Annotated in this window: 20 protein-coding genes; 17 read left to right on the plus strand and 3 right to left on the minus strand. The window is 45.5% G+C overall.

Going from position 1 to position 21,997, the window contains the following annotated elements; genetic code table 11:
* Positions 1 to 10 precede the first annotated feature (10 nt).
* The 4 genes from QWZ04_RS13235 (at position 11) to QWZ04_RS13250 (ending at position 4,546) form a co-directional block, all read left to right on the plus strand.
* Positions 11 to 3,163: an efflux RND transporter permease subunit gene (locus QWZ04_RS13235; protein ID WP_290328718.1), complete on the plus strand. Its 3,153-nt coding sequence runs from the start codon at positions 11 to 13 to the stop codon at positions 3,161 to 3,163.
* 87 nt (positions 3,164 to 3,250) lie between these two features.
* Positions 3,251 to 3,685 carry a hypothetical protein gene (locus tag QWZ04_RS13240; RefSeq protein ID WP_290328719.1) on the plus strand — a complete coding sequence of 145 codons (435 nt, stop codon included), beginning with the start codon at positions 3,251 to 3,253 and terminating at the stop codon, positions 3,683 to 3,685.
* 63 nt (positions 3,686 to 3,748) lie between these two features.
* Positions 3,749 to 4,168, plus strand: a complete 420-nt coding sequence (locus QWZ04_RS13245; protein WP_290328720.1) for a VOC family protein — start codon at positions 3,749 to 3,751, stop codon at positions 4,166 to 4,168.
* A 36-nt stretch (positions 4,169 to 4,204) separates the two neighbouring features.
* A complete protein-coding gene (locus QWZ04_RS13250; RefSeq protein ID WP_290328721.1) occupies positions 4,205 to 4,546 on the plus strand; it encodes a Fis family transcriptional regulator in 342 nt (113 codons plus the stop codon).
* A gap of 31 nt (positions 4,547 to 4,577) precedes the next feature.
* On the opposite strand, the gene QWZ04_RS13255 is transcribed toward QWZ04_RS13250, so the two are convergent.
* From QWZ04_RS13255 to QWZ04_RS13265, 3 genes are all read right to left on the minus strand, one after another.
* Entirely contained in the window at positions 4,578 to 5,807 is a 1,230-nt protein-coding gene (locus QWZ04_RS13255; RefSeq protein ID WP_290328788.1) for an ABC transporter substrate-binding protein, read from the minus strand.
* Positions 5,808 to 5,873: 66 nt separating this feature from the next.
* Positions 5,874 to 7,313, minus strand: coding sequence for an ATP-binding protein (locus tag QWZ04_RS13260; RefSeq protein WP_290328722.1), 1,440 nt, complete (start codon positions 7,311 to 7,313; stop codon positions 5,874 to 5,876).
* The gene (locus QWZ04_RS13265; protein WP_290328724.1) at positions 7,303 to 8,010 is read right to left on the minus strand and encodes a response regulator transcription factor; all 708 of its coding nucleotides are present in this window, start codon (positions 8,008 to 8,010) and stop codon (positions 7,303 to 7,305) included. The genes QWZ04_RS13260 and QWZ04_RS13265 overlap by 11 nt, the downstream gene beginning before the upstream one ends.
* Positions 8,011 to 8,268: 258 nt before the next feature.
* Between QWZ04_RS13265 and ptsG the strand changes: the two genes are divergently transcribed.
* The 13 genes from ptsG (at position 8,269) to QWZ04_RS13330 (ending at position 21,997) form a co-directional block, all read left to right on the plus strand.
* Positions 8,269 to 9,711, plus strand: coding sequence for a glucose-specific PTS transporter subunit IIBC (gene ptsG, locus QWZ04_RS13270; protein ID WP_290328726.1), 1,443 nt, complete (start codon positions 8,269 to 8,271; stop codon positions 9,709 to 9,711).
* A 198-nt stretch (positions 9,712 to 9,909) separates the two neighbouring features.
* A complete protein-coding gene (locus QWZ04_RS13275) occupies positions 9,910 to 10,545 on the plus strand; it encodes a response regulator (protein WP_290328728.1) in 636 nt (211 codons plus the stop codon).
* Positions 10,542 to 12,143 (plus strand): MASE1 domain-containing sensor histidine kinase, encoded by a 1,602-nt coding sequence (locus tag QWZ04_RS13280; protein WP_290328730.1) that lies wholly within the window; start codon positions 10,542 to 10,544, stop codon positions 12,141 to 12,143. Before QWZ04_RS13275 ends, QWZ04_RS13280 begins: the two co-directional genes overlap by 4 nt.
* Positions 12,144 to 12,233: 90 nt before the next feature.
* A complete protein-coding gene (gene uhpC / locus QWZ04_RS13285; protein WP_290328733.1) occupies positions 12,234 to 13,538 on the plus strand; it encodes an MFS transporter family glucose-6-phosphate receptor UhpC in 1,305 nt (434 codons plus the stop codon).
* A gap of 76 nt (positions 13,539 to 13,614) precedes the next feature.
* Positions 13,615 to 14,649 carry an ABC transporter substrate-binding protein gene (locus tag QWZ04_RS13290; protein WP_290328734.1) on the plus strand — a complete coding sequence of 345 codons (1,035 nt, stop codon included), beginning with the start codon at positions 13,615 to 13,617 and terminating at the stop codon, positions 14,647 to 14,649.
* A gap of 125 nt (positions 14,650 to 14,774) precedes the next feature.
* Complete coding sequence (locus tag QWZ04_RS13295; RefSeq protein WP_290328736.1) at positions 14,775 to 16,862, plus strand: ABC transporter permease; 2,088 nt, start codon at positions 14,775 to 14,777, stop codon at positions 16,860 to 16,862.
* 15 nt (positions 16,863 to 16,877) lie between these two features.
* Positions 16,878 to 17,936 carry a ferric ABC transporter ATP-binding protein gene (fbpC, locus tag QWZ04_RS13300; RefSeq protein ID WP_290328738.1) on the plus strand — a complete coding sequence of 353 codons (1,059 nt, stop codon included), beginning with the start codon at positions 16,878 to 16,880 and terminating at the stop codon, positions 17,934 to 17,936.
* A 336-nt stretch (positions 17,937 to 18,272) separates the two neighbouring features.
* Positions 18,273 to 18,401, plus strand: a complete 129-nt coding sequence (locus QWZ04_RS13305) for a hypothetical protein (protein ID WP_290328740.1) — start codon at positions 18,273 to 18,275, stop codon at positions 18,399 to 18,401.
* 4 nt (positions 18,402 to 18,405) lie between these two features.
* Positions 18,406 to 19,614, plus strand: a complete 1,209-nt coding sequence (locus tag QWZ04_RS13310) for a NupC/NupG family nucleoside CNT transporter (RefSeq protein WP_290328789.1) — start codon at positions 18,406 to 18,408, stop codon at positions 19,612 to 19,614.
* 166 nt (positions 19,615 to 19,780) lie between these two features.
* Positions 19,781 to 20,314 carry a shikimate kinase gene (locus tag QWZ04_RS13315; RefSeq protein ID WP_290328742.1) on the plus strand — a complete coding sequence of 178 codons (534 nt, stop codon included), beginning with the start codon at positions 19,781 to 19,783 and terminating at the stop codon, positions 20,312 to 20,314.
* Between the two features lie 47 nt (positions 20,315 to 20,361).
* Entirely contained in the window at positions 20,362 to 20,721 is a 360-nt protein-coding gene (locus QWZ04_RS13320; RefSeq protein ID WP_290328744.1) for a GFA family protein, read from the plus strand.
* Positions 20,703 to 21,176, plus strand: coding sequence for a GNAT family N-acetyltransferase (locus QWZ04_RS13325; protein WP_290328746.1), 474 nt, complete (start codon positions 20,703 to 20,705; stop codon positions 21,174 to 21,176). The genes QWZ04_RS13320 and QWZ04_RS13325 overlap by 19 nt, the downstream gene beginning before the upstream one ends.
* A 227-nt stretch (positions 21,177 to 21,403) precedes the next feature.
* Positions 21,404 to 21,997 carry a class I SAM-dependent methyltransferase gene (locus tag QWZ04_RS13330; RefSeq protein WP_290328748.1) on the plus strand — a complete coding sequence of 198 codons (594 nt, stop codon included), beginning with the start codon at positions 21,404 to 21,406 and terminating at the stop codon, positions 21,995 to 21,997.

A 21,997-nucleotide genomic window follows, 5' to 3' on the forward strand; every position in this document is an offset into this window, starting at 1 on the left:
AGGGCTCTCTATGTTAAGTCGCTTTTTTATCCAGCGTCCGAAATTTGCGCTGGTTATCTCTATCATCTTATCGCTTGCGGGGGCCATCTCTTTGATGGTGCTACCAATAGCGGAATATCCACAAATAAGCCCTCCGTCGGTTAATGTAACTGCTTACTTTACAGGAGCAAGTGCAGAAGTTGTCGAAGAGGCCATTGCAGACCCCATAGAAACATCGGTTAATGGCGTTGAAAACATGATCTATATGTCTTCAAAAAGCGCAAACGATGGTTCTTACTCGTTAAACGTGACGTTTGATGTGGGTACCGATCCAGATATGGCTCAGGTCAACGTACAAAACCGAGTCTCTCAAATTGAGTCGAAGTTACCTGAAGACGTAAGAAAAGTCGGCGTAACGGTTTCTAAGAACTCCCCAGACATGTTGATGGTGTTGAACTTCTATTCACCTGACGGCAAGTACGACGACAAGTTCTTGATGAACTACGTAAACTTAAACATTAAAGACCAACTGGCGCGTGTTAAAGGCATCAGTGGCGTTAATGTGTTGGGTGGCGGTGAGTTTGCCATGAGAGTGTGGTTAGACCCTGAGAAAATGTCGAATCTAGGCTTAACCACGACGGATGTTTATGCAGCGCTTGCAGAGCAAAACGTGCAGGTTGCCGCGGGTAAAATTGGTGCAGCACCTTATGCTGACCCACAAGAAGTTCAATTTAACCTTGTGACCAAAGGTCGACTTGAGTCAGTTGAAGAATTCCAGAACGTTATGCTTCGCGCTAACAACGATGGCTCGGCTGTGTATCTTCAAGATGTGGCTCGTGTAGAACTGGGTAAAAAATCCTACGACGGTGCAGGTCAATTCCGTGGCCAAGATGCCGCAGTTGTTATCCTTTCACTACAAAGTGGTGCTAACGCACTGGAAAGTGGTGAATTGGTGATGGCTCGCTTAGGCGAAATGGAAAAAACATTTCCTGATGACATGTCATACGAAACAAGTTACGACACAACCTTGTTTGTTGCTGAGTCAATTAAAGGTGTAGTAGTAACGCTGATTCAAGCCATCTTGCTTGTTATCGCCGTGACTTACATGTTCTTGGGCAGCGCTCGTGCAACGCTTATTCCTGTATTTGCTATTCCGGTTTCTTTGATTGGTACATTCTCAATCATGCTGGTGACCGGGTTTACGATTAATACCGTGACCTTGTTTGGTTTGATATTGGCCATCGGTATCGTGGTGGATGACGCCATATTGGTTATCGAAAACGTCGATACCATTATGCGTAAAGACCCTAGTATCACGCCACGTAAAGCAACACTCATGGCAATGAAAGAAGTAACAGGGCCAATTGTTACCTCTACTCTAGTATTGCTTGCGGTATTCATACCTGTTGCCATGCTGCCGGGTATTACCGGTATCATGTATCGACAGTTTGCTTTGACTATCTGTATCGCGGTAGTTATTTCATCCATCAACGCATTAACGCTGTCACCTGCTGTGTGTTCTCTAGTACTGAAACAAGGTGGTGGAAATACGGCTCGTTGGTTTGAAATGTTTAACCGTGGGCTAGACAAAGTCACCAACCGTTATGGTCAAGTTGCTGGTTTCTTAGTTCGAAAAACTCTGATTGTGGTTGCTTTGTTTGGTTTAGCGATGGGTGCGTTGGCTTGGATGGCAAACACCACTTCAACGGCGTTCGTGCCTCAAGAAGACAAAGGCATCATGTTGGTTAATATTCAGCTACCAGACTCCGCTTCTCTGTCTCGTACTGAAATCGTCGCCGAGCAAATGAAAAACATCGTTGAACAAGAACCCGGTGTTGAAGCTGTAACGGTAGCAACGGGTTATGCGTTTATGACAGGTGCTTCGGCATCAAACGGCGCATCAATGTTTGTTAAGCTCAAAGATTGGGAAACACGCGGCAATATGGAGGGTGATAACTCCTCGTTTGCTATCACGCGTCGTGTTAATGCAAGAGCGGCAGCACAAGTGCCTGAAGCCGTCGTGTTCGCTTTAGGGGCGCCAGCTGTTCCTGGTATGGGCGCTGCTTCAGGCTTCGAATTTGTGTTGGAAGACACATTAGGACGTAGCCGTAGCGATCTTGCTCAAGTGATGGGTGAGGTGATTCAAAAAGCTTCAGCGCAACCTGAAATTGCCTACGCATTCAGTACATTCCGTGCCAACGTGCCGCACTACTATGTCGACATTGATCGTGAAAAAGCCAAACAGCTTGGTATTGCATTAGGCGATATATTCCAAACGCTGCAAGGCAATTTAGGTTCAATGTACGTCAATGACTTCACCATGTTTGGTAAGAGCTTCCGAGTGACCATGCAAGCCGATGCGGAATACCGCACAGGTATGGATGATCTTGGGCATTTCAATGTTCGTTCTTCATCAGGTGAAATGATTCCATTAAGCACGCTAGTTACCTTCGACCAAGTGTTCGAACCTGATGTAGCGTGGCGTTATAACATGTATCGTTCTGCAGTGATTCAGGGTGAACCTGCTCCTGGTTACTCTAGTGGTGATGCTATCGCTGCAATGGAACGTGTGGCTAAAGAAGTGCTGCCAAACGGTTATCAACACGAATGGACAGGTATGGCTTACCAAGAAATTCAAGCAGGTAGTCAAGCGATTTACGCCTTTGCGTTAGCCTTGATCTTTATCTACTTGTTTATGGTTGCTCAGTACGAAAGTTGGACCATTCCACTTGCGATCATCTTGGTTGTTCCGGTGGCGACACTCGGGTCCTTCCTTGCGCTTAACTTAACGGGCATACCACTTAACTTGTATGCGCAGATAGGTTTGGTTCTACTGATTGCAATGGCCGCGAAGAACGCCATTTTGATTGTCGAATTCGCGAAACAAGAGCGGGAAGATAAAGAAATCCCAATAGATGAAGCGGCAGTGAAAGGTGGGGAACTGCGTTTCCGCGCTGTAAACATGACGTCTTGGTCGTTCATCTTAGGCATCATGCCATTGGTGTTTGCATCCGGTGCTGGCTACATCAGCCAGAACTCGTTGGGTATTTCCTTAACCGGTGGTCTGCTATGTGTGTTGCTTGCTGGTACGTTCTTGATTCCTAGCTTCTATGCGATGGTTCAACGTAAACGTGAGGTCTACCATGGCGGCAGTACTAAACTGCGAGATATCGACGACGAATAGTTACCGGCGTCCGCTATAAGCTAATACTAAAGGCTCTGCGCATTGCAGGGCCTTTATAACATTTAAACATCATGAACAGAGGTGTAAATGAATAACCAAACAGCACTCTTGCAGCTTTTTATGCGAGAAAGTGATTCATGCCAAAACAGGTTATTGTCCGAAATTGAACTGGATTATTCGTTAGAAAACGGCTTGCCGTTTAAGCGATGGCTCGCTGAGAAAAGGCAAATTGTCGAAGAAGACGTTGCAAATACGCACTGGATTAAAACTTGCACTGGAGGTTACATTACCGAAGTGCAGTTTCATAAAGACGGGACGCTGGATGAATACCGTTTGTTCGATCGCTTTCCAACCTCTGGTACATGGTTGCTTGAAGATGGTATTCTTCATGTCTCTATCAATAAAGGTGATAACACTTATACCTTTGCGGTTGTTGGTAATAGCGCGTTGAATATCCACTCAGCAGTGGAACATAAGAATCGCGAAATTCATTCATACTTAAAACTGGCTCAAATTAAATAGCGTGCAGCCAATATGCCCCTATCTTGATCAGTAACCGAGCCAGTCGATACAAGGAACCCCAACGTGCAACAGTCCATTATTCATATTGCTTTGGTCGTTAAAGACTACGATGAAGCGATCGATTTTTATGTCAATAAGCTAAAGTTTGACTTGATTGAAGACAGCTACCAACCGGAGCAAGATAAACGTTGGGTTGTCGTTTCTCCACCAGGTTCAAATGGCGTGACGCTATTGTTAGCCAAAGCGTCAAAACCGGAGCAGCACGACTTTATCGGTAATCAAGCTGGTGGACGCGTATTTTTGTTTTTAAATACTGATGATTTTTGGCGTGATTACAACCGAATGGTAGCCGATGGCATCAACTTCGTGAGACCACCAGCTGAACAAGATTATGGTACGGTCGCGGTGTTCGAAGATCTGTATGGTAACTTGTGGGATCTATTGCAAATGAGCCCAAATCATCCAATGGCTTCAAGGCGCTGAGGTTGATATAGACATTCGCAGTTTAGAGGAAAAACCGTGAAAAAAAGCGATAAGAAATTAGATAATCAAATACGTACCGAGTTAACGGATTTGTGTGACTTTGCAACAGAAAACTGCGAGGGCTTCACGTGGCTGACGCATTTGGTTGACTACAGCCGTTTTCCAAACAGTTTAAAAGTGGTATTTGTCTTTGATACCAACGCCAATTTGGCTAATTTTTCCGACAGTACTGCCGAGCAAAACTTAATGCGTCAACTGGCGAAGCAACTGTCGTTTATCAACATAACACCTAAAAGCCTGCCTTCACACGTGCGTTACGATACCGAAGAAGCCTGCAATGCTGAACATCAGGGTAAGTGGAACAAACGCCTACCATAATTCTCTGCAATATAGGGTTGTGCAGGCTTATTTAATTACTGCCAGCAATAGACACCAGTCGTTTTATGATGGTGTCGTCACTCATGTCATGATCTCGGAAAAATCGAAACAGTTCAGTATTAAACGCATGCTGCTCTATGGGGTTAACCGCCATTGAATCGGTCATGCTTGGTACCGCTTTTCCGGTTTTTGTTGCTTGCAAGAAGTCTCGTTTCGACTTTTGCTGACACACGCTAAATGAGTCAAGTGCAATATCATTGCGTACAGGGATTGATCCTTTTACGCGATTAAAGCGGCTTTGAAATTCCTTACTCGACAAAGCACGAGCGAGATCATTTGCTTGGGCCTGATTAAATCCTGGCTTGGCCATGAAAATAAAGCTGTCCATATTGTACAAAAATGCGCCATCTGACTCTGGGGTAGGTAGGCAATCAATGTGATTGGGCACACCAGCTCCAAGAGCCAATAACTCGCCTAATATCCAGTCCCCGCCAATTTGGAATAATGCTTGGTCATCGTAAAGTGCTTGAGTGGCGTTGTCCCATTTGGCATTGGCTAACGGGTTGTCGACCAGCAGGCTCAATTGACGAAAATCGTTTAATGCTAATTTCATGGTGTCTGATGATAGCGCATCTTTTTCTAGAGCAACCAAAGCCTGTTGGTAGAAATTAACGCCGCCACGGGCGATGACGATACTTTCAAATAACTGTGCCACTTGCCAAGGTTCAAGCCCGACCGCTAACGGAGAAACCCCTTGTTTTTTTGCGACGGCCATAGCAGCGAACATCTGCTGCCAAGTTTCAGGTACAGGTTCATCTAATTGTTTTAGCAACCGGTGGTTAACCCAAAGCCAGTTCATGCGATGGAGAGTTAACGGGAGCGCCACGTATCCATTTTGAGTTTTGTTCACCTGTTGTGCGACAGGGTAAAGCGTTTGATCCCATTCGTGCGTAGAGGCGAGTTCATTTAGTGGGTGTAAAATGCCTATAGCATCCCAAGATTTGATGCTGGGCCCCTCTATTTGGGCAAAGTGAGGAGTATTACCCGCTAAAGCGCGAGCTTGTAGTACGGTCATGGCGCTGTCACCACCCCCGCCAGTTACAGGGGAGTACGTAAGATCAAAGTGATTGTCAGCGAGCTCTTGTTGCAAAACAGCCAGCGCGTTTTGCTCGCCTTTTGATGTCCACCAGTGAAGCAGCTCTACTTGAGCAGCAGCATTAAAAGTGGGCGTTAGGAAAGCAATAATCGTTAGCCAACACATAAACCGATGCATAATTGTTCTCTTGGAAAATTGAAATTAGTAAAGCCAAACATCTGAACTAAACCGTCACTCGTCTCTTGGGAAGATCAATGTCGCACTGAGTCCACCTTGCTCGGTAAGTGAAAGCTCCAGCAGACCACCATGGGATTTTGCGATACTTTGAGAAATAGTGAGTCCTAAGCCAGTGCCTTCTTTATCACCCTCTGGATTCTGGCGATAATAAGGTTCAAATAAGCGCTCTAACGTGTGAGCCTCTAGTCCGGTGCCGTCGTCAGTAACCTGAATACAAAGTGCTTGCGGTGAATCATGCATGTTAACAGTGACGCTGTCACCATACTTGATGCCATTATCGATGAGATTCTGAATACAGCGTTTTAATGCGAGAGGCTTACCCGCGTAAGGCGCACATTCATTTGCTTGGTATCGAACTTGATCGTCGCGGGAACTGACGCTTTGTATGGCGTGATCGACCAGCGCTGACATATCTATGGATTCTATTTCTTCGTGAATATCCGTTTCTTTAATGCACTGAAGTGCCCCTTTCACCATGAGATCAAGATCGTTTGCAATGCGCACGAATCGCACTCTATCAACGTCATCATCCAGCATTTCTGCTCGAAGTTTAAGACAAGCGATGGGGGTTTTTAAATCGTGAGATATCGCGCCAAATAGCATCTCTCTGTCTTTAATGTGGCTCTCTACTCGGCGATTCATTTTATTGAAAGCATGGATCGCCGCCCGTAACTCAGCACTGCCTTCTTCCGTGACCTGAGGGACTTTAAGCCGGCCAGACATCAGCGTCGCGGCTTTGGCCAGGTTGCGAATCGGGCGTATCTCTTTTCTTACCACAAACCAAGTACAGACAAGCAGTAACAAGGCGGAAAACAAGATGGTAATCACTTCGCGTATCGTAAATAACTCGGTTTCTAAGTTAACGTAAGGGGCCGGCAATACGGCCGCGAGGTAGAACCATTGATCGTCGGCGACTTCTATCTGCATCACCAATATTGGTGGATTAATGTCGCCATAAGACAGTGAATAATGCGCCCAAAGTAGCGGCAATTCGTCAATTGGCAGCTCTTTATTGAACACCTTTAAATCTTGTCTTAGAGTAAACTCAAGCTGAATGTTTTGAGGCCCGGTTAACTCATCTTCTAATACTTGCCGAACGTGGTTAATGACCAAGGCTTTACGTTCACTGTCCGGTAATGGCTTGATGGGTAGTGAATGCGTATTGAGCGAGACGAAAAAGCGCGTTCCGCCCATACTACGAAGCTGATTTAACACTAAGTGGCGATATTCCGCAGGTAAAGACTGGAAAAAGGAGATAGTAGAAGACGCGCTTAAGGCAAGGCTGTGAACGGTGTTGATGAGGCCTTCTTGGTCTTTCTTGTTGGATTGCTGATACCAGATAGCGCCAGAGAACACTTGAGCGACCACAATGACGATGAGCAAAAATAAACTGGTTCTTGCGGCCAAAGAGGTCGGGACAAACTTAAAGCTCATAGTGAACGCTCGTCGTTAGCATGTAGCCCTTATTACGCACAGTAAGTAGCAAAGAACGATCTTTGTCTTCTAGGTGATGACGCAAACGGCTGATTTGCACGTCGATACCGCGCTCTAGTGGTTCTGCATCTCGGCCCCAAATTTCACGCGCAATGTCGTCTCTGGATAACACCTGCTCTGCATGGGAGATAAAAAGCCCTAGCAAAGAAAGGTCCGAACCGGAAAGCTGTTTCACGGTTTGGCTGGATAGATGAGTGAGCTGCCTTGTTACCGTATCTAATTGCCAATCTGCGAACGTTACCTTACGAGCCAGTTTGGTTTCAAAGCTGGTTTGGCTGCGCCGTAAAATGGTTTTGATGCGAGCTAACAGTTCTCTTGGGCTAAAGGATTTAGTGATGTAGTCATCGGCCCCCATTTCAAGCCCGGCAACACGGTCTGCTTCTTCGGTTACTGCGGTTAACATAATGATAGGGGTATCACTTATCCGGCGCAGCTTTTGGCATAACGTAAAGCCATCATCGCCTGGCATCATGATGTCTAATATGATCAAATCTGGCGTATGCTTGTCCAAACATTGCCACATTTTTTGGCCATTCTCTGCGCTGATCACATCGAATCCGGCTCTGCCTAAGTAATCGGTCAGTGCATCGCGTAGTTCAAAATTGTCGTCAACAACCAATATTTGCTTATTGTCCATGTCAGCCTGCCGAATCAAAAAATCCAATGCGAATATGATGCATTGAGCCAATCGATAAAACAATCAATGCAATCGTAATTCGTTACTTACAAAGCGCTATTTTTGTAAGTGCCCCCTTACAAACTGCTTGCCATTTGTAACCTTGGGAAGTTTTAGTCGCGGTAACCTAACGGTGAATTCAATAACAAACAAAACGCCTTGCCTTTGGCACCTACAGCTTAGCAAGGCATCACAAAACGAATCTCCATAGGAGGGGATATGTTAGGGAACGCATTTGGACAATTACAAAAAATAGGGCGCTCGTTAATGCTGCCTGTTGCCGTTCTGCCGGTGGCGGGTTTAATGCTAGGGATAGGTAATGCTGGATTTGCTTTTATTCCTGATGCGCTAAGTAAAATTATGTTGGCAGCCGGTGATGGTGTGTTTAGCAACATGCAATTGATGTTTGCTGTTGGTGTCGCGTTGGGGCTTTCCAAGGGGAACGATGGCGCGGCTGCATTGGCAGGTGTTGTTGGCCTTATTATCATGAACGCGGCGCTTGGCGTAGTAACTGGTTTAAGAGGCATGGAAACCGACGCTACCATCATGGGGGTTAATACACTTCAAACCGGTGTGTTTGGCGGGATTATCATGGGCGCAGTGGCTGCTGCCATGTATAACCGCTTCTACAATATACGCTTACCAGAATATTTAGGTTTCTTTGCTGGCAAACGTTTTGTGCCGATTATTACCGGTATTACCGCCATTGCAGTCGGTACGCTAATGGCATTTGCATGGCCCCCAGTAGGACAACTTTTAGATACCTTCTCTCATTGGGCAGCTTACCAAAACCCGGTATTAGCTTGGTCAATTTATGGTGCGGGTGAGCGCTCGTTACTGCCTGTTGGTTTGCATCACATTTGGAATGCGCCATTCTTCTTCGAAGTGGGGAGCTACATTGACCCTGAGACAGGCAAAGAAATTACGGGTGAACTTTCACGCTTCTTCGCTGGCGATAAAACCGCGGGTTACTTGTCTGGCGGTTTCATGTACTCAATGTGGGCACTGCCAGCTGCAGCCTTAGCCATTTACCACTGTGCGGCACCAGAGCGTAAAAAAGTGGTTGGTGGTTTGATGATGACGGCAGCGCTAACCTCTTGGTTAACAGGCATCACAGAACCAATCGAATTTACTTTCTTGTTTGTGGCGCCAATTTTGTACGTGATTCATGTGTTCTTAACCGGCATCGCTTTCGCCATTACCGCGTTCTTGGATATTAAACACAGTACCGACTTTGCGCACGGTGCGATTCAGTTCTTCTTGTACTACCCAATGTCGAGCAATGCGTGGATGTTCTTCATCATTGGTCCAATGTGGGCGGCTCTTTACTACGGTCTATTCCGTTTACTGATTACTAAATTGGACTTGAAAACACCGGGCCGTGAAACAGACCCAGTAAAAGTAGAACTGAGCGCAAAACTGGATGAAGTCGCGGTCGATATTGTGGCGGCACTGGGCACCAAAGCAAACATTAAGTCGGTAGATGCTTGCATCACTCGCTTACGTGTCACTGTGAAAGACATCAACAATGTCGATGTAGCGAAATTGAAAGCGCTAGGCGCCCATGACGTGCTCGTGATCGGAGACAGCCTACAAGCCATTTTTGGCACGCAATCTGACAACATTAAAACGGAAATCAATGGCGTTTTAGCGATGGGCTAAGCATCAAAAATCTTACCACCCCCCTTATGGGTAAGAGCTCCTAGCCAGATCATCTTGATCTGGCTTTTTTTGTGCTAAGAGTGAGAGGCTCACAGCGATAATTGATTATTTTGACGATAGAAATCACACCTCGATATTCGTGCTTTGAATCTTATTGATAGTTTTGCGAGGATGGCAGCCCCAAAGTAGGACATTATTATGATTTCAGTTTCTCTGGTCGACGACCATATTATGGTTCGTTCTGGTTTTGCTCAGCTCTTATCCGTTGAGTCCGATATTAACGTCCATAGTGAATTTGATAATGCACGAGATGCATTCAGAGTGCTTTCGGTATCGAATGTAGACGTTGCCGTTATCGACATTTCTATGCCCGATGAAAGTGGCTTGGTACTGCTTGAGAAACTTCGTCGCAAAAATCCGAATTTTAGAGCCATTATATTAAGTATTTATGATTCGGCTTCATTCGTGAGTAAAGCGATAGAAGCGGGGGCATTTGGCTATTTATCAAAGCGCTGTGGCCCTGGCGAGCTTGTAACGGCGATAAGAAAGGTCGCATCCGGTAATCATTACTTGTGTGCGGACGCCTTGGTAAACTTAAGTAACGCATCAACCAAAACATCGGTGGTCGATGATCTCACCAAGCGTGAAAAACAAGTGTTTGATCACCTTATTCAAGGGCTCGATGTTAAAGAAATAGGCGCTGCTTTATGCATTAGCCATAAAACGATTCATGTTCATCGTTCAAATATTCTCAATAAACTCAACCTTTCCAATAACGTTGACCTGATACGTTTTGCACTTCAACACCAGTTGCTCAGCGACGAACCGGTATGAATGAGGCCCGCCTTTCCACATCGCCAATTCAGAGCGCAATAGCGAGAGCATTTTCCGATGTGTTCGCCATGGTGTTGTTTGCGATCAGCTACTTTTGTTTATGGAATGTCAGTAACTACCTAGTTAATGATGTGGCATTGGCTTGGTTATTTCTGCCAAGTGGCTTGAAGTTAGCCGTATACGCGCTCAGTCATCGTCGTCTTTGGTGGCGGTTTACTCTTGTTGAACTGGCTGGGGTTACTGCAGTTGGTTATGGTTTAGGTGATTTTGCTCAAGGTGCGTTGCTTGCCATGTTTGCGCTATTTGTGCATGCCGCCGCAATACCTTTTCGCGCTGTCTGGCTAACGCTCGATGTGTATTGGAAAAAGCTGCTTGCTCTATGTTGCTTTGCCTTTGCTTACGCAGTGATCTGCGGCCTAACGCTTATCATGATGGTTAAGCCAATGGGCTTATCCGTCGAGTATGCGATCGAAGGGGCCGTTACGGTGTTTACCGGTGGCATTTTACTTACGCCATTCTTCTATTTGTTGTACGACTACTTACATCGCCAGATCTGGCAACCGTTAAGCCCAACCTTGGTTCACCAAGAAGTGGCTTTGCGTTCGTCAGGGCTAATATGGTGTTTGGTTTTTTTCTCTGTTGGATTAACCGCAGAACTAACCTTGCTGGATGAAATGAAGCCGTTGGCTTTGATCCTCTTCTTATTGCCCAATATTTTCATGGCATACCAATACGGCTGGCAAGGCGGGGTATTGGCCAGTGTGATGAACAGTATTTTACTCGCAACGGCCAAGCAGGTAGCGGGCTCTTTTGATACTGATTTAGAGTTGCAGACCTTTGTCGCCACGCAAGCGATTATTGGCTTAGGCTTGGGGATTGCGATTAGTCGGCAACATTTACTGTCTCATCGTTTGCAGCAGGTAAACTCAGATCTCGCTAAAGAACTTGATAATAAGCGCTTGTTAGCCAGGCAATTAGTGCAAGTTGAAGAAGATATTCGTAAGTCTGTCGCTCGCGAGTTGCATGACGAAATCGGCCAGAACATCACGGCTATCCAAATTCAAGCCATGCTAGCCAAGCGGATTGCACCTAATGAGCAGTGCGAGACGATCGCCACGACAACCAACGATCTTGCTATGAGGATCCATACCTCAACACGTCAATTATTAACGCAATTGCGACCACAAGCGCTCGATGAGATGGGGCTCGAGAACGCGATTAGGCAGTTAGTAGGGGAGATGAAGTTCAAAGAAAGGCATGTTGATTTTCAACTCAATTTTGGCGTCAATCCAGACCGCCTAGACGACATAACCGCAGTAACCTTATACCGTGTCGTTCAAGAGCTACTGAATAACGTTTGTAAGCACTCTCAGGCCACCCTGGTACATTTAACCTTAATTCCAGGTGAGCGCTTTAATTTAGAAATCCGAGACAATGGGATCGGCATTCCTTCTAACTGGCGTTCACTAGGACAAGGCTTAACCGGTATTGAAGAACGAATCAGTGCGCTTGGCGGTCAACTGGCAATCGGTTCTCATGACGGCACTGGCAGTAAGATAAATGTTAACTTGCCCACAAAACACATCACCTCTTCATAAAACTAGGAAATTTTCCTAGTGATATATAAAACTGTCCCATTCATTGTATGAATTCATTCGATAACATCAATCTCGCAATAAGGAGAAAGGATGACTTTTGTATCTGCACCTGACCCGCGTCAGATAGATGAAAGTTACCGATATTGGCGAATCCACTTAATGGCAGCGATGTATCTTGGCTACGGGGTTTTCTACTTCACCCGCAAGAGCCTCAATTTCGCAATGCCAGAAATGTTAAGCGAACTCAATATGACCACCTCGGATTTCGGTGTGTTAGGAACGCTTTTTTACGTGATATACGGTGCTTCAAAATTTCTGTCTGGCATGGTCAGCGACCAAACGAAACCCAGTTATTTTATGGGCTTGGGCTTAATTGCCACGGGCATGATTAATATCGCCTTCGGGTTGAGTTCGTCCTTGGTAATGTTTGCGGGTTTATGGGCACTGAACGCCTTTTTCCAAGGTTGGGGCTGGCCGCCGTGTGCAAAGCTTCTGACCAGTTGGTATTCACGTACCGAGCGTGGTTTCTGGTGGTCAATATGGAATACCTGCCACAACTTAAGTGGCGCGTTGATACCCATATCTATCGGCTTTGCAGCGATAACTTGGGGCTGGCGATTTGGTTTTATTCTGCCAGGCACCTTGGCAATTATTGTCGGCGTTATCCTTTGTTTTCGCCTGAAAGACAAACCGGTATCCATGGGCTTACCCACGGTTGGTGAGTGGCGTAATGATGAATTGGAAAAACAGCACGAAGCAGAAGGGCGAGGATTACCGTTTCGCCAGATATTGAGAACGTATGTATTGGGAAATAAGTACATTTGGTTGCTCTGTAGCTCTTATTTGCTCGTGTATGTGGTGCGCATTGCCATTAATGACTGGGGCAACTTATACCTGATTCAAAAACATGGCTATCAGTTGCTTAGTGCGAATACCGCAGTGTCGATGTTTGAAGTGGGTGGCTTCTTAGGTTCTTTGTTTGGTGGCTGGGGTTCAGACCGATTCTTCCATGGTAACCGTGCGCCAATGAATTTGATTTTTGCATTAGGGATTTTTGTTTCTGTAGCCGGATTGTGGCTAACCCCATTAGACAACGTTGTTGTGCTATCTGGCTGTTTTTTTGCCATCGGGTTTTTCATCTTCGGGCCACAAATGATGATAGGAATGGCCGCTGCTGAGTGTTCACACAAAGACGCAGCGGGCACCGCGACAGGGTTTGTCGGGCTGTTTGCCTACTTAGGCGCGGCACTTGCCGGTTACCCAATCGCACTGATTATAGAAAACTACAGCTGGGAAGGATTCTTCGCCGTGATTACGCTCTGTGCAGCGATGATCGGACTGTTGATATTACCTTTCGTTAAAGCTCAGCAGCGAACGAGGGTCGCAGTGTCGTAACTTCGGTTACTTTCCTCGCGTTGCCGCTTTGAAACAGCAACGCCCTTGTAACAAGGAAATAATAAGAGGAAATAACATGAAAGTTAGAACAAAACGTACCCTACTCGCCGCTTGTCTTTTTGGTTCAATGGCGATTGCGCCACAAGCAATGGCTGATGGCCGCTTAGTGGTTTATTGCAGCGCAACGAATGCAATGTGTGAAGCCGAAACCAAAGCGTTTTCTGACAAATACGATGTGAAGACGTCGTTTGTCCGTAACGGTTCTGGTAGTACGCTAGCTAAAATTGAAGCGGAGAAAAAGAACCCAAGAGCCGATGTTTGGTATGGTGGTACGCTTGATCCTCAGTCTCAAGCGGGTGAAATGAACCTGCTGCACCCTTATGTATCTCCAGAGCTAGACAATATCATGGAAGGGTTTAAAGACCCGGCAAAACGCAAAGGCAATTATTCTTCTGCGGTTTACATGGGCATTCTTGGTTTTGGCGTGAACAAGGAACGCCTTGCTGAAAAAGGGTTAGCGATCCCTCGCTGCTGGAATGATTTAACCAAGCCTGAATACAAAGACGAAATCCAAATCGCCGATCCTCAAAGTTCAGGTACGGCATACACTGCGCTAGCGACGTTCATTCAGTTATGGGATGAAGATAAAGCATTCAAATACTTCAAGCATCTAGACAAAAACATTTCTCAGTACACCAAATCCGGTGTGACTCCGTCTCGAAATGCGGCGCGTGGTGAAATCGCAATTGGTATTGGTTTCTTACACGATTACTCGTTAGAACAATCTAAAGGTGCTCCGCTAGAGCTTATATCTCCGTGTGAAGGTACGGGTTATGAGATTGGTGGTGTGAGTGTAATTAAAGGCGCTCGTAACTTAGATAACGCGAAGAAGTTCCTTGATTTTGTACTCTCCAAACAGGGCCAAGAAACGGCATGGAAAAAAGGTCAGTCATTCCAGATCTTAACCAATGTTAATGCTGAACAATCCCCTAACGCACTTGACCCTAAACAAATCAACTTGATCAGCTACGACATGGACAAATACGGTTCATCTGCTGAGCGTAAACGCTTGATCAACAAGTGGGTTAACGTTGTGAAAATGGGCGAGTAGCATTCAATTGGGCGCACTTGATTACGGAACACTCTATTTCAAGTTACGCCCATTTCTTACTTGACCTTTCTACCTAGGTTGGCGGTAAGCGCCGCTGACCTATCTCATCTTTTAGGTGTTAAAAAATGAACGAAATAGCCGCACACGTCACGTCCAGTGCAGCCAAAAGAGACCCTGTTTTTTATTGGGTGCTCGGTTTGCTCGCTGCTTTTGTTTTACTGCCTTCTTTTGCCTTGGATTGGGGCGTGTTCGAATCTACCCCTGAAGAGTTCCGAGCCGCAATGGGTTGGAGCAGTACCAACATTTCATGGGCTTGGTTTCTATTACCGCTTGCCTTACTTATTCGCCCGTTAACCGCACAAGACAAATACGCGAAAAAACGCCACTATTTTGATATTGGTTATGCTTCGTTCTGCATGGTTTTTGTGGTGTTGTCGTCTTGGATAACCCAGCAAGGCATGGGGTATTCGACCATCGCGCTATTTGTCGGATTAAGTGCCGTAATGACATTGGCCTTTTCTAGGCTTGAGTACCTTGGTGGCGACAAATTTGTAATTGGCTCCTTAATCGCCATTATTCTATTGATTTCAACCTTCATCATATTCCCGAGTATCGCGATATTTGTGCCTATGTTTGAAGATGATATGGGCAATTTTGCCGCTTGGCAGTTTTTGGATATTCTGGGCCGAGCGCAGATCATTCAAATCATCCTAAATTCAGTGATGCTCGGCACTTCTGTGGGGCTTGGTGCCACTTTCTTTGGTTTGATTTTCGCTATCTATACCACTCGAATTGCTAAGCGCAGTGCCTTTATTGCGCGTATATTTTCAATTCTACCCATCGTAACGCCTCCCTTTGTTGTTGGCTTGGGTGTGACTTTAATGTTGGGTCGTTCAGGTTACATTACTGAGTTCATGGCCGAATGGTTTGGGCTGGAGCAAACCAACTGGTTATACGGATTTACCGGTATTTGGATGGCGCAAGTGTTGGCGTTTGCTCCTATGTCATTCATGATCCTAGATGGCGCGATGAAGTCGCTGCACCCTTCTTTAGAAGAGGCGTCTTATACGCTCCGTGCTAACCGCTACCAAACCTTCTTTAAGATCGTTATGCCATTGCTTAAACCTGCGCTGGCCAACAGTTTCCTTATTATCTTTGTTCAATCGTTAGCGGACTTTAGTAACCCGTTGGTATTGGGCGGTAGCTTTGACGTACTAGCAACGCAAATATACTTCTACATTGCGGGTGCTCAGTTAGATTACGCTTCTGCCAGTACATTAGGCGCGGTACTTCTGTTGTTCTCTTTGACGATCTTTGTTGTGCAGTACCTCTGGATTGGTAAGCGCTCATACGTAACGATTTCGGGTAAATCCTACCGTGGCGACGTGCAACCATTGCCGACGGCGATAAAACATGGGGTTTCGGGGCTTCTGTATTTCTGGATGGCATTCAACGTATTGCTTTACGGCAGTATTTTCTACGGCAGTTTCACTGTTAACTGGGGCGTGGATTACAGCCTGACGTTTGCAAACTACATTAACTTATTTGGCATGGGAATGGGCGAGGGTGCTTGGCCTTCATTGATTACCACCATGACTTATGCCGGTATCGCGGCACCGATCACCGCTTTCTTCGGATTACTGATTGCCTACATTGTGGTTCGTCAGCAATTCCACGGCAAGAAAGTCATCGAATTTGCGACCATGCTTTGTTTTGCGGTGCCGGGAACGGTGGCGGGTGTGTCTTACATCTTGGCCTTTAATGATGCGCCAGTTTACCTGACGGGCACAGCGGCCATTGTGGTTATCTCAATGGTGATGAGAAATGTCCCTGTAGGTATTCGCTCGGGTATTGCAGGGTTAGGCCAGTTAGATAAGTCTTTAGATGAGGCTTCACTGAGCTTACGTGCCAACTCGTTCAAAACCATCACTCATGTTCTGTTGCCATTACTTCGTCCTGCGATTCTATCAACGTTGATTTACAGCTTTGTAAGAGCCATGACAACGGTAAGCGCCATCATATTCTTGGTAACACCAGAAACCCGCGTAGCAACGTCTTACATTCTAAACCGAGTAGAAGACGGTGAGTACGGCATTGCTATAGCCTACGGCTCGATCCTTATCGTGGTGATGCTCGCCATTATTTTAATATTTGATTCCCTTGTCGGTGAAGCGCGAGTTTCTCGTTCCAAAGCCAATAACCAAGAGTCGTAACCGGAGAATTAACTCATGGAAAATGAAAACTTTGTAGTCTTAAAGAACGTCTGTAAGCGCTTTGGTGACAATACCGTTATTGGTGACTTGGATCTGGAAATCAAGAAAGGCAGTTTGGTTACGCTATTGGGCCCGTCTGGTTGTGGAAAAACAACGGTATTACGCTTGGTCGCTGGGTTAGAAAAGCCAACCAGTGGGCAGATATTTATTGATGGGGAAGACGTAACCAATACGTCGATTCAGCATCGAGATATTTGTATGGTGTTTCAGTCGTACGCTTTGTTTCCACATATGTCGCTGCATGAGAATGTAGGCTATGGCCTTAAAATGCTTGGTTTATCTAAATCTGAGTTGAATAAGCGTGTAGATGAAGCATTGACGCTGGTGGACTTAGAGGGGTTTGGTGAACGTTTTGTGGACCAAATTTCCGGTGGTCAGCAACAGCGAGTGGCGCTCGCAAGGGCACTAGTGTTAAAGCCCAAAGTACTGTTGTTTGATGAACCCTTAAGTAACCTCGATGCCAACTTACGCCGAAACATGCGCGAAACCATTCGTGATCTTCAGCAAAGGTTTAACATTACCTCGCTGTATGTAACGCACGATCAGTCTGAAGCGTTTGCGGTTTCCGATACAGTTATCGTAATGAAAGATGGCGAAATTATGCAAGAGGGCAGCCCAACGGAGCTTTATAAGCATCCATCATCGATGTTCATGGCCAATTTTATGGGTGAGGCTAACATGTTTGAAGGAGACTTCACGGGCAGTGAAATTGATATTCAAGGTTATAAATTAGCCGCCGTTGAAGATAATGTAAAAGGCATCGCCCCTGGGCATTATCAGATAGGGGTACGCCCGGAAGCGATTTTGCTGACTGAAGAAGGAGAAGCTTGTCAGCAGTGCCAAGTTTTGAGTATTGCCTACATGGGCGCGATGTACGAAGTGATGGTGAAATGGCAAGATCAAGAAATGCTATTGCAACTTAACTCGTCGCAGTTTGATGCAAGCAATTCGGATCACGCCTATCTAACGATTAACCCTAATGGGGTTTTTCTATTGCCTCCAGAGCACGCATAACACCAAAAATCGAGTTTTAGCACTCTTTGAACGCCACTAATCATAAGCCAACTTGTAATGAGTTGGCTTTTTTTATGGTTCAATTGCAATCAATTCGTTTAAATTATGGCCGAGCGAACGTTTGCGTAAAGAAATGTGATGAAAGTCTCGTTTTGATCGCTATACTTCTCGCTCGGTTACAGCCGATGCTTAGCCAATACAAGCCGTCACATGGAGATTATCTCTTGGCAATGGGCTCTGCGTTACTTGTAACCAGTGTTTCACCCAAGTCGATGTAGTGAATGACCCCACGGACCGGACCAGCTGTTTTTAACTGCTTGTATAAGGTGAAATACAATGACTTTGTCGTTCCAATCTGTTTTTGGTAGGCTTTTTGCTCCTGCCTCTATCTTTACTTCTTCTTACGCGAACGCGATGCGATCTGCGTCTTTGCTTTCCGAGCAACTTGATTCGGAGAAGAACTAAGATGATGAATGTACTCTTTAGCCTAATTGGCATGTTTGCACTGATGTTTTGTGCGTTCCTCCTTTCTGAAAACCGCAAAGCCATTAATTGGAAAACCGTTTCAAGAGCCTTGATGCTGCAAGTCGGTTTTGCTGCATTGGTGTTATATTTCCCATGGGGACAGGCAGCACTCGGTAGCCTAAGTAGTGGCGTATCGAGCTTGTTAGGTTTTGCTGATGAAGGGATCGCTTTCCTGTTTGGTGACCTTGCCAGTACTGGTTTTATTTTTGCCATTCGCGTTCTTCCAATCATCATCTTCTTTAGTGCTCTTATCTCCGCGCTTTATTACCTGGGCATTATGCAGAAAGTCATTGAAGTCTTGGGTGGTGCCATTCAAAAATTCCTAGGCACCAGTAAAGCGGAATCTTTGGTAGCAACGGGTAATATTTTCCTCTCTCAAGGTGAGTCTCCACTTCTTATTCGCCCATTTCTTGCCAAAATGACTCGCTCTGAACTGTTTGCCGTAATGGCGGGTGGTATGGCTTCGGTTGCTGGCAGTGTGCTTGGCGGTTATGCTGGTTTAGGGGTAGAGCTTAAATACCTGATTGCCGCGAGCTTCATGGCCGCTCCGGGTAGCCTATTAATGGCGAAAATCTTAGTCCCAGAACAAGGTACGCCAGAGCAACATCTCGACATCTCTATGGACAGTGGCGACCAAAGCAATGTGATTGACGCGCTTGCAAGTGGCGCAATGAATGGCATGAAAGTCGCGGTTGCCGTGGGCACCATGTTGATTGCGTTCGTGAGTGTGATTGCGATGGTCAATACTGGCTTAGAATCACTGGGTGGGTTAGTTGGCTTTGAAGGCGTTACTCTGCAAGCGATATTTGGTTACCTATTTTCGCCATTAGCGTGGTTGATCGGTGTACCGAGTCATGAAGTATTAATGGCGGGTTCATACATTGGCCAAAAAGTGGTGATGAATGAATTTGTTGCGTTTATTGATTTCATTGAAAACAAAGCGCTACTTTCAGAACACACCCAAGTGATCGTTACGTTCGCCTTGTGTGGCTTTGCAAATATTGGCTCGATTGCGGTTCAACTGGGTTCTATTGGTGTTATGGCACCAGAGCGTCGTGCTGAAGTGGCAAACCTCGGCTTCAAAGCCGTTATTGCAGGCACGTTAGCTAACTTAATGAGTGCTTGTTTAGCTGGCATGTTCATTCTTTTGTAGCCGTGTAGCGCTTGTTGTTATTGCTCCGTGACAAAGGCCCAGCAAATTTGCTGGGCCTTTTAGTATAGTTATATCAATAAATTGCAAAACGCACTGGTGTTAATGAGAATTATTATCTAGAATTCGCAACCCGCATCTGGCTTGTTTTATAAAACGGATATCACTCATGAAACGAATTAACATTGTAGGAACCAGTGGAAGTGGCAAATCCACGCTAGGGCGAGCACTGGCAAGCAAGGTCAACGCGCCATTTTACGAAATGGATGCGCTATATTGGCGAGCCAATTGGCAGGGCGTCTCTGATGAAGTGTTATTTGCTGATCTAAGAATGGTCACAGGGCAATCTTCTTGGGTGCTCGACGGAAACTATAATAGGACAGTGCCCATTAAATGGGCTAATGTCGATACGGTCATTTGGGTTGATTACAGCTTTATTCGTACCTTTTATCAAGCGACAAAAAGAGCGATAATTCGAGTGGTGACGAAAGCAGAACTGTGGCCTGGAACCGGCAATAAGGAAAGCTTTCGCAGAACATTTATGAGTAAAGAGTCGGTTTTACTATGGATGATTAATCATCATGCTAGTAACCGAGATCGTTATGAAAAAATGATGGCGTCGGAAGAATATCAACATATACGCTTCATTCGGGTCAGAACACCAAAACAAGCGAGGCAGCTTCTCGACGGCATCAACAAGTAGTGTGTTCTCGTGTTTAGGCTGTTCATTTTAGTGTTAAGGATAACAACATGATCTCTGGTCAGTGTCATTGTGGTAACGTTCAAATTTCCATCCCTACAGCAACTCAAACGGCGACAAGTTGTAACTGTTCGATATGTTTTCGAGTGGGGGCTATTTGGGGGCATCTGACGGAACAAGAGGTTGAGGTGACCGTCAAATCTGCTCCGTTAAGTAGCTACTCACATGGTGACCATTTAATTCGCTTTCACCATTGCAGCGTATGCGGGTGTCATACGCATTACACATCGGTCGATTCATCACCCACATCTCGGCTTTCTGTTAACTACAGAATGTTTGCCCCGACGCTACTTGATGACATTATAGTGAGGAAATTTGACGGAGCAGGTACATGGCAATTTATCGAGTAATTAAGCAGGTACCTTCTCAAGAAGTGCCAATGGCATTACTGCTAGAGGCCGATCCGTCTGAAGCATGCATTCAAAAATACCTTAATGATTCTTGGTGTTTTGGCTTATTTGTTGAATCAACCCTTGTTGCAGTATGTGTCATCAAACAGGTTGGCCAGCATAAGGCAGAGTTGTTTAATATTGCCGTAAAACCGGATGTTCAAGGGCAGGGATATGGAGCCGAGCTCCTTAGCTATGTTATAGATGCGGTCGAAAAAAAAGGAATGCTGGAAGTAGAGTTGGGAACGGGAAGTTTTGGGTATCAGCTGAGTTTTTACCAAAAACATGGCTTTCGAGTTGACGCTATTTGGACTGACTTTTTTATTAACCATTACCCTGACCCCATTTACGAACATGGTATTCAGCACAAGGACATGTTGCGTTTAGTTTATCGAATAACCCTCTCTAACGCATAGCCAATTCACACACGTGTTGAATTGGCTCTTAGCTCAAAAATACCATAATTTACTCGTTCCGCTTATTAGGTCGCACCCTTTAAACTCCATTGGATTCCACCTCCCAATTTTACATATTATTCTTTGAAATTCCGTTTAAATTCGCTTATCAAAGTAATTAAACTTATAAAAGTTACCGCAAACTATGATCCGTTGCTGCGTGTGAAACGTATGGAGATAGGTGTTTGATGAATCGAAATAAAATACTCTGGCAAGACTACTACAAACAAACAAAGAATAAGCCGCACCATGTTAGAACCCAACTAGCGGCAGAGCTTAATACATCGGGCGTGCTTACTGCGATTGACTGTGGGTGTGGCACGGGCAGCGATGCTCATTACCTCAGTCAACTGGGTTATCAAGTGAACGGTTTTGACATCAATGAAGACTCAGTAGCATTGTGTAAAAAGAGGTTTAGCAAGGATGATTCTGTTGTTATCGCGCATAGCAGTTTTGAACAATTTCAATACGGCCAATGTGGTGTCGTGATTGCCCACTCTAGCTTGTATTTTTCGGACCCATTTCACTTCCCTAGAACTTGGCGAGCAATAAACCAAAGTTTGCAATCGGGAGGGGTGTTCTCTGGCGACTTCTTAGGCATTGATGACAGTTGGGTATTAGAGGGAAAACACCAAACCAACCCGATATCTAGGCTTCAAATAGAAGACCTTTTTAGCGATTTTGACATTATTCAATTTGACGAAAGAAACGAGTTAGGCAAAACAGCATTAGGCCGAGAAAAACATTGGCACACTTACTCGGTGGTTGCCGTCAAAAATTGA

Source organism: Vibrio tapetis subsp. quintayensis (assembly GCF_030409945.1).
In the GTDB taxonomy this organism is placed as follows: domain Bacteria; phylum Pseudomonadota; class Gammaproteobacteria; order Enterobacterales; family Vibrionaceae; genus Vibrio; species Vibrio quintayensis.